Origin of the sequence: Corynebacterium casei LMG S-19264 (assembly GCF_000550785.1) — a bacterium.
GTDB classification, from domain to species: domain Bacteria; phylum Actinomycetota; class Actinomycetes; order Mycobacteriales; family Mycobacteriaceae; genus Corynebacterium; species Corynebacterium casei.
Genome location: NZ_CP004350.1, coordinates 3011675 through 3028142, shown reverse-complemented (window position 1 = coordinate 3028142; position 16468 = coordinate 3011675). Strand labels below are relative to the sequence as shown.

General features: G+C 53.8%; 14 protein-coding genes and 1 pseudogene. 8 read left to right on the top strand and 7 right to left on the bottom strand.

The window, feature by feature from the left end; genetic code table 11:
- Window positions 1–1567 precede the first annotated feature (1567 nt).
- Window positions 1568–3001 carry an MFS transporter gene (locus CCASEI_RS13780; RefSeq protein ID WP_025388317.1) on the top strand — a complete coding sequence of 478 codons (1434 nt, stop codon included), beginning with the start codon at window positions 1568–1570 and terminating at the stop codon, window positions 2999–3001.
- 319 nt (window positions 3002–3320) lie between these two features.
- Here CCASEI_RS13780 and CCASEI_RS13775 read toward each other — a convergent pair whose 3' ends face one another.
- Entirely contained in the window at window positions 3321–4091 is a 771-nt protein-coding gene (locus tag CCASEI_RS13775; RefSeq protein ID WP_025388316.1) for a hypothetical protein, read from the bottom strand.
- A gap of 283 nt (window positions 4092–4374) precedes the next feature.
- On the opposite strand from CCASEI_RS13775, the gene CCASEI_RS13770 reads away from it, so the two are divergent.
- The 3 genes from CCASEI_RS13770 to CCASEI_RS13760 all read left to right on the top strand — a co-directional run bounded on the left by CCASEI_RS13770 (window position 4375) and on the right by CCASEI_RS13760 (window position 5807).
- A complete protein-coding gene (locus CCASEI_RS13770) occupies window positions 4375–4716 on the top strand; it encodes a hypothetical protein (RefSeq protein ID WP_143341325.1) in 342 nt (113 codons plus the stop codon).
- Between the two features lie 158 nt (window positions 4717–4874).
- A complete protein-coding gene (locus tag CCASEI_RS13765; RefSeq protein ID WP_025388314.1) occupies window positions 4875–5177 on the top strand; it encodes a hypothetical protein in 303 nt (100 codons plus the stop codon).
- Between the two features lie 234 nt (window positions 5178–5411).
- Complete coding sequence (locus CCASEI_RS13760) at window positions 5412–5807, top strand: hypothetical protein (protein ID WP_006822207.1); 396 nt, start codon at window positions 5412–5414, stop codon at window positions 5805–5807.
- A gap of 137 nt (window positions 5808–5944) precedes the next feature.
- On the opposite strand, the pseudogene CCASEI_RS13755 reads toward CCASEI_RS13760, so the two are convergent.
- Window positions 5945–7461, bottom strand: a pseudogene (locus CCASEI_RS13755) (GMC family oxidoreductase).
- Window positions 7462–8136: 675 nt separating this feature from the next.
- Between CCASEI_RS13755 and CCASEI_RS13750 the strand changes: the two are divergent.
- Genes CCASEI_RS13750 through CCASEI_RS13740 form a run of 3 tightly spaced genes read left to right on the top strand, consistent with a single transcriptional unit; the run spans window position 8137 to window position 10129 of the window.
- Entirely contained in the window at window positions 8137–8955 is an 819-nt protein-coding gene (locus tag CCASEI_RS13750) for an SAR2788 family putative toxin (protein WP_006822205.1), read from the top strand.
- On the top strand, window positions 8955–9371 hold the full coding sequence (locus CCASEI_RS13745; protein ID WP_025388313.1) for a hypothetical protein: 417 nt from the start codon (window positions 8955–8957) through the stop codon (window positions 9369–9371). Before CCASEI_RS13750 ends, CCASEI_RS13745 begins: the two co-directional genes overlap by 1 nt.
- The gene (locus tag CCASEI_RS13740; RefSeq protein ID WP_025388312.1) at window positions 9368–10129 is read left to right on the top strand and encodes a S8 family serine peptidase; all 762 of its coding nucleotides are present in this window, start codon (window positions 9368–9370) and stop codon (window positions 10127–10129) included. Before CCASEI_RS13745 ends, CCASEI_RS13740 begins: the two co-directional genes overlap by 4 nt.
- A gap of 48 nt (window positions 10130–10177) precedes the next feature.
- Here CCASEI_RS13740 and paaZ read toward each other — a convergent pair whose 3' ends face one another.
- A complete protein-coding gene (paaZ, locus tag CCASEI_RS13735) occupies window positions 10178–12259 on the bottom strand; it encodes a phenylacetic acid degradation bifunctional protein PaaZ (protein ID WP_025388311.1) in 2082 nt (693 codons plus the stop codon).
- 47 nt (window positions 12260–12306) lie between these two features.
- Between paaZ and CCASEI_RS13730 the strand changes: the two genes are divergently transcribed.
- The gene (locus tag CCASEI_RS13730; protein WP_006822202.1) at window positions 12307–12711 is read left to right on the top strand and encodes a PaaI family thioesterase; all 405 of its coding nucleotides are present in this window, start codon (window positions 12307–12309) and stop codon (window positions 12709–12711) included.
- Window positions 12712–12734: 23 nt separating this feature from the next.
- Here CCASEI_RS13730 and CCASEI_RS13725 read toward each other — a convergent pair whose 3' ends face one another.
- From CCASEI_RS13725 to CCASEI_RS13710, 4 genes are all read right to left on the bottom strand, one after another.
- A complete protein-coding gene (locus CCASEI_RS13725) occupies window positions 12735–13577 on the bottom strand; it encodes a 3-hydroxyacyl-CoA dehydrogenase family protein (RefSeq protein WP_025388310.1) in 843 nt (280 codons plus the stop codon).
- A 40-nt stretch (window positions 13578–13617) separates the two neighbouring features.
- Entirely contained in the window at window positions 13618–14406 is a 789-nt protein-coding gene (locus CCASEI_RS13720) for an enoyl-CoA hydratase/isomerase family protein (RefSeq protein ID WP_006822200.1), read from the bottom strand.
- Window positions 14406–15617, bottom strand: a complete 1212-nt coding sequence (locus CCASEI_RS13715; RefSeq protein WP_025388309.1) for a thiolase family protein — start codon at window positions 15615–15617, stop codon at window positions 14406–14408. Before CCASEI_RS13715 ends, CCASEI_RS13720 begins: the two co-directional genes overlap by 1 nt.
- Before the next feature lie 71 nt (window positions 15618–15688).
- On the bottom strand, window positions 15689–16465 hold the full coding sequence (locus tag CCASEI_RS13710) for an enoyl-CoA hydratase/isomerase family protein (RefSeq protein ID WP_025388308.1): 777 nt from the start codon (window positions 16463–16465) through the stop codon (window positions 15689–15691).
- Window positions 16466–16468 lie beyond the last annotated feature (3 nt).

Here is a 16468-nt window from a genome sequence, read left to right as displayed (position 1 = left end):
CGGTGCTCCGATGTATTAGCAAGTGCTAGTTGCTCTGTATTCACCCGAAGGGACAATTGTTGCAGTTACGCATTCAGTGCGTCGATTGAGCCTCGTTTGGCTAAAAGATTCTGAGGACCTCGAAGTCCATTGTCCCCCAGTTGTTGCGTAGGCCGTTGGAGTGTTTGCGTTTCCGTCGTATGACCAGGTGGGAGTCTTTGTCTCACCACCTGCTTCTAGAATCCTTACGTCGTCAATTTGAACACCAGGATTTCCGCAAATCTCGACTCTTTGCCACCAAGTGTAGAGAGTATTTCCGAGAATGGCTTTCTGGCCGAATGTCACACCATCTATTCGACAATACTTGTTGGCCATGGTTGCGGCCTGAAGGGTCTCAGTTTCAATAGTCTCAACGTCACTTGGCGTGTTGTATAGTTCAAACGTCTCTCGTTCGGCTTGAGAGAGGCCATTGATTGCAGTTTCTGGGTTAGGGGCACTCATAACTTCATTGCTAATCCGCTCTCCTGCTTTAATGGGGTCTTCTTTGGCAAAGGCAACTGGTGTGTGCGTGCCAATTGTGCCAACGAGCAAAAAGCGAGCACGGTACGTAAAGCTTTTTGCATCGGTGATATTTCCTTTCGGCGAGGGGAGCACTTTGCTCCGCAAGGCAACCTTCGCACAGATAAAATACGCTGGCAATAGATGCTAGGAATGTTATCAAATAGTGACCTAAGTGTTCGATTGGACCGTTTCGTTTAGTGGTCGCGTGCGTGTAGATCAATCAAATGGCGAAAGGGCGTTGAACGATCTCCGCTTTTGCAGTATGTGACGGTTTATGAGATTTTAATGCCGCAATACGTGGAGTAATAGGAGTACTAATTTTGGGATAGCCAGCCCCGCCGTTCCATCCCGGGCCCGGCCCTCTATGTAGATATGCCTAAGGACGAAAAGTACACCATTTAAGGGTCCAACTTTTGGGAAATTCGATAACTGCAATTTAATAAATGCCTGCTTGCCCTAAGTAATTGACTGGCTGGAATTCCCCGGCCCCGGGGGAGCTATTACAGGCTAGGGTAATTCACGCGGCAGGGGATCGTCCCTGTTCAAAGCACTACTTTTGTCACTCGTTGGCGAGTTTCGGTTAGTGTGCAGCCGAAAAACTTCCAGTCAATGCATGGTGAATGTATCGCAGGATGGTGATTGAGAAATCCGAGGTGAGCTTGATAATTATCGAAGGTAGTGTGTTCTTGAGTGAGTTGGCTCCGCTGATTTGTATTGTTGTGCGACCAACATGTGGCGCAAATTAGTCGGGCTTGGTTGTCATCTCCACGAGCTCTGGCCGGGTATTGCGTAATTTCTGCTTTGGGAGGCTCTAGTTATCCCGTCAGAAACCGATTTGGAAAATGGTCGCCAAAGTAATCGGCTGATCCGACTGTTGGTACGTCCGACTAGCGTACGGCCGACCCGCGGTGGAATGTAGGAATTGCCCTAAAGACGAATGCTCTGGCTCGCTGTTTGATTGGTTTATGTGAAAGAACACATTGGCGTTTTTCACTTTCCCTGTGGCCACACTTTTAAAGGAGCAGCGATGACCACATCCTCTACAAAGCCTCAAGCGTCTTCCCAAATATGGGAGTCGCCTGCGCATAAACGAACAGTATATGGCGTGCTCGCCATTGTAGCTATCACCATCCTATTTGACGGCTATGACCTTGTTATTTACGGCGCGGTCTTGCCAAACCTGTTGGCGGATCCTTCGCAGATTGGTCAGCTCAGCCCTGGCGTCGCCGGAACCTTGGGTTCCTGGGCGATGATCGGTGTGACCATCGGTGCACTGTCCGCCGGCGCGATCGGTGACCGACTAGGCCGCCGTCGAGTATTTCTCACCGCCATCGCGTGGTTCTCCATCGGAATGGGTCTGACTGCGCTGACCACCTCCGTCTTTGCCTTCGGTGCACTGCGTTTCTTCACCGGCTTGGGCGTTGGAATCATCGTCGCGACCGGCGGCGCGATCGTCGCTGAGTTCGCACCAGCTGGTCGCCGCAATTTCTTCAACGCCATTGCATACTCCGGTGTCCCCGCCGGTGGCGTGATGGCTTCGCTGTTGGCGCTCGCTTTGGAAGATGCCATCGGCTGGCGTGGGCTATTCCTTATCGGCGCAACCCCGATTCTCTTCCTGCTGCCTGCAGCATGGTTCTTGCTCCCAGAGTCTCCGAAGTGGCTTGTTGCCACCGGTCAGTCCATGCGTGCACAGGAACTATGCACTAAATTTGGCCTGCCAGAATCCCAGTTCCTGACCAAGCCTGTCAGCCGCGACGCTATTGAAAGCGGAACTCCGGCAGTTTCTGCGGAGAACCCAACCGGTAAGTCAGGCTTCGCCGCAATCTTCTCCCGTGTGTACCTCCCCGGCACGCTGCTCATTGGCACGATGAGCTTCGTCGGACTGCTGTCCACCTATGGCCTAAACACCTGGCTGCCCGTGATCATGGAGAACAACGGGGCATCGTCTGCGCACTCGATGTACACCCTGCTGTTCCTCAACGGTGGCGCGGTTGTCGGTGGCCTGCTCGCCTCCAAGGTCGCTGACCGCGTCGGCGCAAAGGCAGTTATCACCGTGACTTTTACCCTCGCGGCTATCTCACTGATGATACTGCCGTTTACCAACAACGTGTTCTTGACGTACATCCCAATCGTCATCGCCGGCGTTGGCGTGCTGGGAACTCAGGTTCTGACTTACGGTCTGACGTCCAACTACTTTGATACCTCGGCACGCGCTGCTGGCGTTGCGTGGTGTGCCGGCTTCGGCCGTCTCGGCGGAATCGTCGGCCCGGTTGCAACCGGTCTCATGATTGGCGCCGGTTTCGGCCCAACCTGGGCATTCGGTATGTTCGCTGGTGTCGCGATCATCGGCGTTATCTGCACCGTGGCTATCCCGAAGTCCCCAGCAGTTGAAAAGACCGTCACCACCGAACCAGCCGCATCCGCCGACTCCCGCGCGCGAGTCACCGAAGGTGTTTCCTAAGCAACATCTCCAACACCAGCGCTGTAAGGTGCACGCAAAAATGAGGCTACGGGTTGAACCCATAGCCTCATTTTTATGTCTGCTTAAGCCTGATGATCGTTGCGTTCTTTGACCTTAGAGAAAACGAACAAGGCAGCTAAGACAGTTAAGAAGATTATTGCCACTGGAACGGCAATAACCCCTAAGAGAAGTGCGAATTCAGCGAGCCCCATAACTTTATTCCCCCAACGGTAGGTGGTTAGTTAATTGCAGCCTACCGCTAGAGATGCCCTGAATAAAGAGAGTTGGAGAAATTGCTCCGGGTTGTGCTTGGTGCACGCTACTTCTTGTCGCGGCTGGCCCAGAAGCCGGCGCCGAAGGAAAGGAAGACGGTGCCGTCGAATACGTTGCCGGTCTTGATGGTGGCGTCGCCGGGAAGCAGTACTGGTAGTTCGCCCGCGGGGTAGTCGATGCTCGCGATGAGGAAGGTCTGCTTAGTCAGCTGGTTGGTGCGCTTTTTAATAGAAGCGATTTCGCCAACGAGCTTGGCATAAGGACTCAAGTCGCGGGGGCTGAGGTTCTTGTGGAACTTCTCTGCGGACGGGCTAAACAACATGTTCGGGGTGGTCTGCCTAGTGCCATCGGCAGCTTTGGATTCAAAGGCTTTGTCGGAGGCGGCCCAGGCGGTGGTGTCATCGAAAAGCTCGTAGTCTGTCGCCCAGGCGCTCAACGCACCTTGGGAAGTGAGAACGCTTTGGCCGCCAGCAGGATTGCCGGCAGGCAGCGCGAAGAACTCATCGCTTGCGGCAATAACGTTGGTGAAAACCTCACCGTTATTCGCGCGGTGAAGTGCGACGTGGGTGATGAAATCACCGGCACGGTAGGCGGTCGCATCAATCGGGGCGTCGGTCAAGAAACCTGGAGTGGTACGCCAGCCTTCCTCATCTTTAAACGCGGCCATGCGCGGGCCGGTCGGGTCCTGATAGACCACAACACCCTCAAAACCAGGAACCACGAGGGCCTTTCCACAGGTCTCCTCCATGAGATCGTACATCAAATCATCAAAGGAGTCGTAGGAAAAACCAAGCGCAGCGTATTCATTGTCCATCATGACTAATAGTCTAAAGCCTTGCTACCCATCCGGCTGAGATGTATTAGCCCTCCATTAACCCCAATATCAGTCTGCAAAATTGGACAGATTTTCAAACTTGTGTGGCCCACACATTGCTCTCGTCTGAATCTTTCGAACCGATTAGACTTGGTATCTACGGGCGAACAAGGTATAACACTTGGACTAAGACGCGTAGCTATGTAACAGCCTGGTGTAACACGAAAAGGATTCACACGGCCTTGACCGATGGTGACGGAGGAGGCCAATGGAGGGAGTGTCGTCATTGGTTAAGAACATAATATCGCTGCTACCCGAATATGGAATGGAGTGGGGTTTGTGGTGCGACAACCCGCCTATTCCAACATACCGAGGCTGGCCACCCACTCCACGCAACTTTATGTTCAGCAAAGGTCTTGAAGAACGCCTTTATGATTGGCTCGAATCATGGCGGAACAACTATGCGGATGGTCCTGAAGAACAGGCAGAAACATGGAAACAAGGATTTGATAAATATGCATGGGCACAGGAAGGTGATGCTCTTTCTAGAGAAATAGAAGCTGAGTGCCATGGTTATAAGGTTCGGAGAGACTATGAGATCTATCTAAAGAGCCCGGACAGGAAGTAGTGAGGTAGTCGTAATCATGTCACAGTAGAACTCGGTTGGTGCTGAGTTTCCTTCAATCCCAGATGTCGCTTTGTTGCGGATGGGCTTTAACAAATGAAGGTATATATAGCCCAAAATGCATTAGTGTTTATTGAGGCTATCAACGGTTAGGGGATGCTATGACAAAAAGGGAGCAGCGTCTATCTCGCCAAGGAAAGTTCGCTTGGCCGATTCCGGAAGTCTTGCTCATACTTATCGGTATAGTTCTTTTGGTTTTCTTTCCTGAGGACCAGTATTTTGACATCAATACTTTTGGCGGCATGATTCTGGCGTCTGCGGTGATTTCCCTTCCTATCGGAATTCCTCTGCTTTTAGCTAAGGTGGGCTTTTCTGGTTCGACTTCGCCTATGTTGTCGCAGGCGTATTGGCGTACAGATACATTCTTGGGCTGCCGGATGGGGCATACATTGGTGAAGGCTTAATTCTGCTGGTGGGCATAGCTTGTGTCATCAGCGGATGCTCACACACGCTGCGGAGGATTTTAGCGTCGCGCTTCGCTAAGAAACCGCGCTCTAAATAGTGCTTCTGTTTCCGCGTCCAGTCATTGAAACGAATACGGGCTAATTGTCGTTGGTCAATCATCAATCAGGTTAGAAATTGGACTTATGCACTGAGTGTCACTTATAAGACTCAGTTGAACAGTTTGAGGTGAAATAATGGGACCGGCTGAAAAGCGACTATATCAACTGAAACGTTTTGCCCTGCCCATTCCCGAGGCGTTAATCGCAGTCATCGGATTGATATCGGTCTTTGTATTTCCAGAGGATCAGTTCTTTGATCTCAATGGTTTGGCTGTGCTGGCGTTCGCGAGTGGGGTAATTGCGATTCCAATTGGTATTCCACTGGTATTTATCAAAGTGCACTTTTTCTGGTTTGATATTGCCTATATTGTGGCGGGATTACTAATGGTTCGATTCGTAGAGACCCTGCCCGATGGTCCCAATATTGGGGCGGGTGCATTAGTGTTTCTCGGCTTCAGCTTTATGATCAGTGGCGGTTCTTCCTCACTGCGTCGGCTTCGAGCAGTGTCCTTTCTAAAAAGGAGAGGTTAATTAACCATTCGTGTTGGAGAACTTCGCGAACTTAAGTGGGGTGTCCGAATAGGTGGAATTCTTGGAAAACTAAGCTAATTTGAGTAGGCCTTGGGGGACACTTCAATGCCCGGTAAGACCTGCCTCCGAGGAAGACGCTAGTTCACCTCATCGAGGATGAATTGTGCGGCGCGCTCAGCAATCATGATGGTTGGTGCGTTGGTGTTGCCGGAGGGAACCAGCGGCATGATGGAGGCATCGGCAACGCGGAGGCCGCTTAGGCCATAAACGCGCAGGTTACGTGGGGAGACCACGGAGAGGGCATCGATGCCCATCTTGCAGGTGCCGACCTGGTGGTGATAGGTAATCACGGTGCGGCGCACGTAGTCTTCCAGGTCATCGTCGGAAATCTCCGCGCCGGGGTAGATTTCTACTGGCCCCATTCGGCCAGGGCTTCTTGGCGGCCGACTTCGCGGGATTCCTTGACGGACGCTACCAGCGCATCCATATCGGATTGCACGCTGAGCACACCCAGGTCGAGTGCAATCGGGTCATCATCTTCTGGTCCAGTTAGGGTTAGCTCGCCGCGGGAAGCCGGACACAGCCCGCCCATGAGTGTAAAGGCGTTGGCGGGGCCTTCCATGTCCTCGTTGTACATCGGGATGGAGAAATACAGCGGTTGGGTATCCGGCACGGACTTGCCTGGGGTGGACTTGGTAAATACGTGCACTTCGGCAGGTAGCACAGCAGAAGCTGGGATTTCATTTTCGGTTGCTTCAAAAATGACCGGGGATAGCACGTGGTCGTGCAGGTTCTTGCCCACGCCAGGCAGATTATGGGTAACGGTCACACCCAGTGCTTCGAGTTCCTCAGCAGGGCCAATGCCGGAGCGCAGGACTATTTCGGGGGAGTTCAGCGTGCCGGCGCACAGGATGGTTTCATGTGCATATAGCTTCTCGATGCCACCCTCACCCCTTATCTCCACGCCCGTGACCGCGTCACCGTCAATGATCACGCGCTGAACCTTGGCGTCGGTGATGATGGTGAGGTTGTCATGATCTGCAACTGGCTTCAGATATGCATGCCAGGTGTTGAAGCGATTGCCATCGCGGACATTGGCTTGAATCCGGCCGATTCCTTCGGGGTTGCCGGAGTTGTAGTCCTCGTTGAGCGGAATGCCGGCTTGCTGGCCGGCCTCCAGCATGGCGTCTTGTAGTGGGTTGGTTTCATAGTCGCTGCGGACATCCAGCAGACCGTCACGGCCGCGGGTTTCCGGATCGCCATCGGGGTAGTTCTCAATGGACTTAAACACCGGAAGAACGTCATCCCAAGACCAGCCATCGCTGCCGAGATATGCCCAGGTGTCGTAGTCTTCTTTCGCACCGCGCACCCAGATAGTGGCGTTGAGCGCATGCGAACCGCCCATGACCTTGCCGCGCGGAATGTGTAGCTCACGGTTGTTGGCGTGTGATTGTGGCAAGGTGCGGTAGTTCCAGTCCTGCTCGCTGTGCCATAGCCTGCCCAGGTCATAAACCTTGGTGATATCCGGGTTGGTGTCATAAGGTCCGGCTTCGATGATGGCGACCTTGCGGCCGGCATCGATAAGCCTGCGCGCAATGACATTTCCTGATGAACCCGCACCGACGATGATGAAATCGTAATTCTGCTCAGCCATGAGCTTCCTCCAAAGATGTGTTGTGTAACAGTCTTGAAGTTCAATGTAAGCCACTTCACGAATTCTGTCCGGTGCTTTAGTGCAATTCAGTTGTCTTTGCGTGCTGTGCTGCTACTTCTGCGCGTAGATGGTGACCGCGGCTATATCTCCAGGGGACAAGATTTTTGGTCGGAGTGGCCAACGTCGTGGCCTTCGTGGACTGCCTCCTTCATCTATGTTTTCGTGATGGGTTGGTGGACGCGTTGATTCTCAGGATTGCCCGATTGATTCCTGCCGTTCGGAACTTGATTGATGAAATGACGGCCAAAAGGTACTAAAGTACCCACCCGTTTTAGGTCATTCTTTACTTGCCTGTTTTCGGCGTGGAAACGGTAGACGCATATGAGATTCGAAGAAATATGGTCCAGAGTTTAAAAAGGATGTGGCGCCAAAGATCTTCCTTTAGCTCAACTACCTTTGCTAATAGAACTAGACCGAGGTTGAGGAGGCGAAGCGAGGGAACAAGTTCCGGCAAAGGCTATACCATTAGCGTCGCTCCATGTCCGTCGAAATCTAGGGTCTCGAGATTCCAATTTTTGAAAGTTTATCCATTCCCGGGAATTTACTCAGTAGCATGATTTTTGGCTGCTTAAAAGCTGTCACACTCCTGAACTACTAGTTTCATAGAAGGGCTCTATGTTGTCGCAAAAGTTTCACGAGTATGTTGCATTATCTACTATCGCAGCTCTCACGCTTTCAGGTTTGAATGCACCTGTGGCGATGGGACAGTCTTCCAATTTCGGCATGTCTTCTTTCCAGGCTCCTAGTGGCGCAAATGCGCACAAGCCACAGGATGCAGAAGAAATTGACGGAAAGCTAGAGACCAGTAACGACGAGCTACGAGGCACCCTTGTCCCCGGTGCTCAAGGCGATAGCGTGGATTTCAATGTCGACGAGGATGATCTTGATGCGACCGTAACCACCCACCTAAGCGAAGATGGTCATCTTACGGTTGAAGTAAGCGGCGTGTCCGAAGGTGAGCATTTCTCTGAGATTTTTGATGTTCAAGAATTCGCTGTAACTGGTCAATCGCCGGATGATTTTGTAGCAACGCTTACGGGACAATCAACTGCGCAATCAGTTCTTATCGATGGTCAATCTGCTACAACTCAAGCTGTGCCGGCTCTTGTCATATTGGGGCTTTTAGCACGGGCTGGTCTTCGCGCAGCCCTTAATTGGTACGGAAAAGCCCAAGTCAAAAAGGCTGCAAAATCTTACTTGCTGAGCCGAAACGCTAATAAGTGGAACCATATTATGAAGCCGAAACATTGCTGGAACCGAGTCGGCGGGCATTCTCGTGAACAGATCGCTGAGTTGATGAGCCGTGCCATGTCAGAAGGGGTCCACAGCAAGCGCAAAGGTGATAAGCAGGCGGTATGGAAGTATAAGAACCAGACGATTGTTGTCACATATGCAAATAACGGTCATATTAGTAATGGTTGGGTGAGTTGTTAATGGAAATTTCTGATTTTGAAGCTGCTATTGAAGCTGCACAAAACAATGATGAAGCCAAGCTAGTGTCTTTGTTTAACCAGTTTTCTGCAGAGGAATGGGCTGACGTTTCGTACGATTGGAAATACGAAAATAGGCAAAAGGTAAGCGATTTTATTCAAGAAGCCGTTAAAATTCTTCCGGCAAGTGTGGAGTTCGAGAGAATTCAATACTTGGTGAGCGAATATGTTTTAGCTCTTGTCTATCTTCCAGGATCAATTGATCTAGCTGCTACAGCTCTAGTGACGTTTTGGAATAGGCACCAAAATGGTAACCCTAATGATTTGATCGAGGATTTAAAGGATTTCGAGGAACATCCTGATGGCGATCGGGTGGCTGAAATCGCCGCTACAGCTAAAGGGATCGACTTTCAGAAGTGAAGTTTCCCTTCGTCTCTACGCTCGACGTAGTTGAGCGTTGGACAGTTGTTCTGGCTGTGGTGATTTCGTTATTTGGTGCGTTTATTGCACCTTACTTCTTGTCGGGATCGTCAAGCACTGCCTCAACTGCATCGTCAGTGCCAAAAGTTGTGTTTATTGATGATGGTCTCTCTCGTCCGGACAATATAGAAATCATCGTGCTGAATCCGGACGGGGAGCCAGGACAACATTTCGACGGCTTATTTCAATCATTTGTTGAAGCTTATTCACAGCAAACCAACATCCTCGTTATTGATGTGGTCGGGAGTTTTGGGCAAGCTAGCCCTGACAGCATCGCTGATGCGGTGAATATTGCGATTGATGAAGGCGCGGACATTATCAACATTAGCTTGGCTTCAGAAAAGGCAAGCATGAAACTCGAAAGTGCGATTCAAGCCGCAGATGAGCGCAACATTGCTGTTATCGCGTCAACTCAAAGTGGACTAGAAAAAGTGGTGTCGTATCCTGCTGCCTTTGAGTCTGTCATTGGCGTTTATCCACTCTCATCGGATGGAACCAGGTACTGGTTCAGCAATTCAGTAGGAGCCGATATCGGTGTTGTTGTACCCGTTGACGGTGGATCTTCACTTGGAGCGGTGCTGACAACAGCACAGTTGCTTAATTGCACGTCGCGATATGATCAGCCAAAGGAGAAACTGGTAGCGATTCTTCTTCAATGCCAGTCCCCGATATTTTCCTTTCATCGAGCTAGTCCATAAACAGCAGTACTGCATAAAATGCAGTACTGCTGTTAAAGGGTTTCGCGGTTACTTCTGCGCGTAGATAGTGTCCACCTTTTCCACCAAGGTCAGCACGTCGTAGGAGGCGACGAGGACGTCGTCTTGGTTGTAGAGGGCGGCGTCCCAGCAGACTTCGCCGTAGTCATCGGTGACGCGTGGGGTGATGCGCTTGGCGGTCAGTTCAATGCGAACGGAATCGTCATAGGTAACTGGCTCGATGAAACGTAGGTTTTCTAGTCCGTAGTTTGCAAGGACCGGACCTGGTGCAGGTTCGACGAAGAGGCCGGCGGCCCAGGACACCAGCAGGTAGCCGTGTGCGACGCGGCGGGGGAAGAAGGGGTTGGCCATGGCGGCTTCTTCATCGGTGTGCGCGTAGAAAGTATCGCCGGTGTCTTTCGCAAAAGCCAGGATTTCTTCGAGGGTGACCTTGCGCAGATCCGAGGCGAACTGATCACCAATCTTCAGCGTGGCCAGGTCCTTACGGAATGGGTGAACACCGGTGCTGTTGATGACATCCTCGCGGGTTACGCGGTTAACGGCCGCGCCGCGGTGCCACTGACCAGTCACAGCAGTCAGGTGGTCCGGGCTGCCCTGAATCGCGGTGCGCTGCATGTAGTGCAAGATACCGCGGATACCGCCGAGCTCTTCGCCGCCACCGGCACGACCCGGGCCACCATGGACCAGGTGTGGCAGTGGGGAACCGTGGCCGGTGGAAGTCTTTGCATCCACGCGGTCCAAGAAATGCACGCGGCCGTGGTAAGCAGCAATCCCGCGACCATACAGTGCAGCCAGTTCATCATCATGAGTAATAACAGAAGCAACCAGCGAACCAGAACCCTTCGCAGCGAGTTGCACTGCATCGGTTGGCTCGTCGTAGCCAATGACGGAAATAACCGGGCCGAAGGCTTCGGTTGAGTGCACGGCTTCCGCCTTGGCGTCGTCGAAACGCAAGATGGTAGGCGCGAAGAATGCGCCCTCGAGCTTGTCGGCGCCGCCGTAGACAACTTCGCCGCCGGCATCGATAAGCTTGTGCACCGCCGATGCCACGTCATCGCGCTGCTCGAGTGAAACCAATGGACCCATCGTGGCATTCTCATCGCGCGGATCTCCTGGCACAACCTTGGCCTCCAGGCGCTGCGACAAGGCTGCGATGAATGGCTCAACCAGGCCCTTTGGCACAATCGCGCGGCGAATCGCCGTACACTTCTGCCCCGCCTTCGAGGTCATCTCATTGAACACGGCCTTGGTATAAGCCTCAAACTCCGGTGCATCCTCGGTGACATCGGTGCCCAAAATCGCAGCGTTGAGCGAGTCCGCCTCAGCGGAGAACTGAATGCCACCCTCCAGCACATTAGTGTGCGAGCGCAGCGCATTCGCCGTCTGTGCGGAGCCGGTAAAGGCCACGTGGTCGCGGAAATCTAAGTGATCCAACAGGTCGCGTGCGGAACCAGAAATCAGCTGCAGCGAACCTTCTGGCAAAATCCCCGACTCCAACATCAGGCGTACGCACGCCTGGGTGACAAAACCGGTTGGGGTTGCCGGCTTCACAATGCTTGGCACACCAGCAATAAAGGACGGCGCGAACTTCTCCAACATGCCCCAGATGGGGAAGTTGAACGCATTAATCTGCACCGCGATGCCCGGAATGGTGGTGTAAATATGGCGGCCAATAAATGAGCCGTCCTTGGAAAAGACCTCCGGCTCACCATCAGTAACCACGTGCGAGTTCGGCATCTCGCGGCGGCCCTTGGAAGAAATGGTGAACATGGTAGAAATGCCGCCGTCAACGTCGACGAAATTGTCCCGCTTATTCGCGCCCGTTTTGTGTGCAAGCTGGTTAAGCTCATCACGGTGGTCCTGCAAAAACATGGCCAGTTCCTTGATCTTCAAAGAACGCTCATGAATGGTCAGCTCTTGCAGGTTCTTGCGGCCAACAGTGCGGGCATAATCAACAGCGGCGGCAATATCCAAACCTTCTGCGGATACTCGCGCCACAATCTCACCCGTGGATGGGTCAGCAACATCGGTGACCTTCGAAGGATTATCCGGCGTTAGCCAGCGGCCAGTGAGAAAGCTTGGAACAATTGCAGCAGAGTTAGTAGAAGTCATGGTTGCCTTTCTAAAAATATTACGAAGAAAAAGAAGAGAGAAGAAGAATGCAAAAGTATGAGCAGTGGACGATTGAGCTGGGAGAGCTTGACGAAAAGATGGGAGTGAAGGTCATTGAGCAATCAGCCACCAAGGTTGTTGCCACCATGCCTATTGAAGGCAACCGGCAATCCCTTGGCCTGCTTCACGGCGGGGCCATGGCAAGCCTGGCTGAAGCAGTGGGAAGCTGGGCCGCTGTTATCCACGCATCCACCATGGGCAAAGTTGCCGTGGGTGTTGATATCAACGCCACCCATCACGCTTCGGGGTATGCCGGGTTGGTCACTGCAACCGCCACCGCTATTCGCTTAGGCCGCACCATGACCAGTCATGAAGTTGTTATTGAAGATGAATCCGGCCGCCGCTTGTGCACGGCGCGTATCACCAACGCTGTTATTGAGAAAAGTTCTTAAGACTTTCTCAATAACAGCGGTTTCTAGTCGTCGGAGTAATCGTAAAAGCCCTTGCCGGACTTCCGGCCCAGTTCACCGCGGGAGACCATATCGCGCATGAGCTGCGGTGGGGCAAAACGCTCGCCCAGGGTGGACTTTAGGTATTCGGCGATACCCAGGCGGACATCGAGGCCGACGATATCGGTTAGCTCCAGCGGGCCGATGGGGAACTTGTAGCCCAGCACCATCGCATTATCGATATCGCGTGCTGATGCCACCCCGTCTTCCACCATCCGGATTGCCTCCAAAGCGATGGCAACGCCCAAACGTGAGGACGCGAAACCAGGCGCGTCATTGACCACCACTGCGGTTTTGCGCAGGTCCTCCACCCAACCCTTGGCGGTCTCCACCAGTGCGTTCGGGGTGGATTTTGCCACCACAACCTCAACCAGCTTGGATGCTGGAACCGGGTTGAAAAAGTGCAGGCCAATAACATCGTTAGCCACGGTGTCTGCCAGTTCAGAGACCGACAGCGAGGAGGTATTGGTGGCGATGACTGCCTCCGGCGCTGCTTGAGCGATATTGCTAAATGCTGTGGTCTTGAGGTCCATGGACTCTGGAACTGCCTCAACCACCAGGTCAAAGCCCGCGAACTCTGAAACATCGGTGGACAGTGTCAGGCGGCTCGCCCAGGACTCAAAAGTGCCTTCTGCGCCGCGGTCGATGGAGCCTTGAATAGCCTTTTCCACTCGCGCCTCTGCCGCAGCGACCGCGTCTTCATTGATGTCTACAACCTTGACATTCGCGCCGGCCGCGAGAAACGCGTGCGCGATACCCGCGCCCATGCGTCCGCCGCCGAGTACTCCAACTTTTTCAGGTACAGCCATAACTTCGCCCTTCTCCTTATATCTTCGCGACTATGTCGCGCTATTTCTTCTTGCGGTCTAAAAATGCCTGCATGCGGTCAAACTTGGCCTCGGACTCAAACAGGACCGCCTGCGCGATGTTGTCCACCGCCGGGTGGACGTCCGCTGGCATATCAAAAAGCTGCTTGGACAAACGCACCGCCAGCGGATCCAGTGCGGCAATCTTTTCAGCCCACGCGCGTGCCCCGGCGTCAAGCTCCTCTGGTGCGAAAAGCTCATTGACCAGGTGTGACTGCAGGGCTTCTTCGCCGTTGAGCACGCGTCCGGCCATCAAGATTTCTTTGGCCAGCGGGTTGCCCACGGCCTCTTTGAGCCGCCACAGTGCGCCGGCACCAGCGATGATGCCGAGGTTCGCCTCAGGTTGGCCGAACTTCGCGCCGGGCGTGGCAATCCGGAAGTCCGCAGCAAGTGCGAGCTCCAAGCCGCCGCCGAGAGCGAAACCATCAATCGCCGCAATGACGGGAGAGGGTAGCTTCGCTATCCGTTGAAACACGCCTGAGTTAATCCCGCGCAGCGCATCCTCGCGGCGGCGCTCACGTAGCTGCGCGATATCCGCACCGGAGGCGAAAATTCCGCGTGGCCCCTTGGAGGTCTCAGCCACGCAGCCAGTAATCACCAGAATCTTTGGTTCGCGTTCTAACAGGGCACACAGCGCGTGAAACTCATCAACCATGGTTTCATCAATCGCATTGCGTACTTCTGGGCGGTTCATGCGCGCGATGACAAAGCCGTCTTCTTCGGTGATCTTCAGCGCCGTGAAATCTGCCGTAACAGTCTGAATATCAGTCATTAGACCCTCTCAATCGCAATCGCGGTGCCCTGGCCAACGCCAATGCACATGGTGGCGATACCACGGGTACCGCCTTCAGTTTCTAAGCGGTTGAGCAGCGTCAACGTGATGCGCGAGCCCGAAGAACCCAGCGGGTGGCCCAGCGCAATCGCGCCACCCCACGCGTTGGTCTTTTCTTCATCCAGGCCGAGCTCGCGGATACACGCCAAAGACTGCGTGGCGAAGGCTTCATTGAGCTCCACCGCGTCAACCTCGCCTAAGTCCCAACCGGTGCGGGTGAGAATCTCACGCGTCGCGAGTACTGGTCCCATGCCCATGATTTCTGGCTGCAGGCCGCGTGCCGCATTCGCCACCACGCGGGCACGTGGCTTAAGGCCAAGCTTTTCAATACCGCGCTGCGAGGCCACAATCACCGCCGAGGCGCCATCGTTGAGCGTGGACGAGTTACCTGCAGTGGTGACCTCACCAAGGGAAGTGACCGGACGCAATTTACTTAAAACTTCTGGGGTGGAACCCGGGCGCGGTCCTTCATCGGTGTCCACAACGGTGACATTGCCCTTGCGGTCTTTGACTTCCACCGGAACAATTTCCGCATCGAACTTGCCTGCTTCAATGGCAGCTAAAGCGCGAGCATGCGAGCGTGCCGCAAAAGCATCGGCGTCTTCGCGGCTGATATTAAACACATTTGCTACTTCTTCGGCGGTCTCCGGCATGGAGTAAGTCATCTTGTCCATGCCCGCGAACTGCTTATTGACAAAACGCCAGCCGATGGAAGTATCAAAAACCTGCCCTGGCTTGGCAAAAGGCGTGGTGGGCTTTTCCATGACCCACGGTGCGCGCGACATGGATTCCACGCCACCGGCGAGAACAACATCGGCTTGACCTGATTCGACCATGGCTGTTGCCAGCGCAATCGCTGACATACCTGATGCGCACAGACGGTTGACGGTGATACCCGGAACCGTATCGGGGTAGCCGGCCAGCAACCATGCCATGCGCGCAATATTGCGGTTTTCTTCACCCGCGCCATTGGCATTGCCGATGATGACTTCATCCACTGCCGCTGGATCGAGTCCTGCTTCCTCGACGGTCTTTTTAATGGTCAGCGCCATCATGTCATCCGGGCGGACAGAAGAAAGCGCACCGCCATACTTGCCCACTGGGGTTCTAAACCCTGAGACCAGATATGCGTGCGAATCAGATTCAGTCATGTGTCATCCTTAAGAAGTTCAAGTTGCGGTGATGCGTTTCGGCCTTGTGTTGGGGGCGGCGCTTTCAGGTTTTAATTGCCTTTGAAGACCGGGGGACGCTTTTCGTTGAAGGCGGAAAAGCCTTCGAGGTAGTCATCGGAAGAGCACAGTGCGCCTTGGGCGATATTCTCATCATGAACCGAGTCCCATAGGCCGGTCTTGGAATCGCGGATATCAGCCACGAGCTTCTTTGAAGCCACAAAAGCTTGGGTTGCGCCGTGGGCTGCGCGTTGGACTTTGTCGCGGGTGAACTCCAGGAGATCATCGGCAGGCACTGCGCGTGAGAACAACCCTGTCGATACTGCCTCGGTGCCAGAGATCATGTCACCGGTGACAATCAAATCCATTGCGCGGTGTGCGCCGAGCCGCTCGACGAACAACGCGTGCCCGCCTGAGTCCAACGTGGCGCCCAGGTTGGCAAAGGGCGAGCCGAACTTGGCGTCCTCGGCGACATAAACAATGTCGGTGGCAATGGCCAGGCCCAGGCCTACGCCGAGGCACACGCCGTGCACCGCAGAGAACGTGGGTGCGGGGAATTCCGACATCTGCTTGAGCACCGGGGTGACCTTGTTGGCGAGGTAATCAGTGGCGTCATCATCGCGCGGATCGAGGCCCTTGATATTGCGGCCAGCACTGAAGCCGCGGCCCTCACCGCGCAGCAAAAGCGCGCGCACGCCGGCCTTCTCTGCCTCCGAGTACGCCTTGGACAACTCAGTGAGGTCTTCCGGCGCCAGAGAGTTCATGGCCTTCGGGTTGTTGAGGACAACCTCAGCGATGGTGTTGTCCTCGTTGAATTTAAGATCAATCATGCA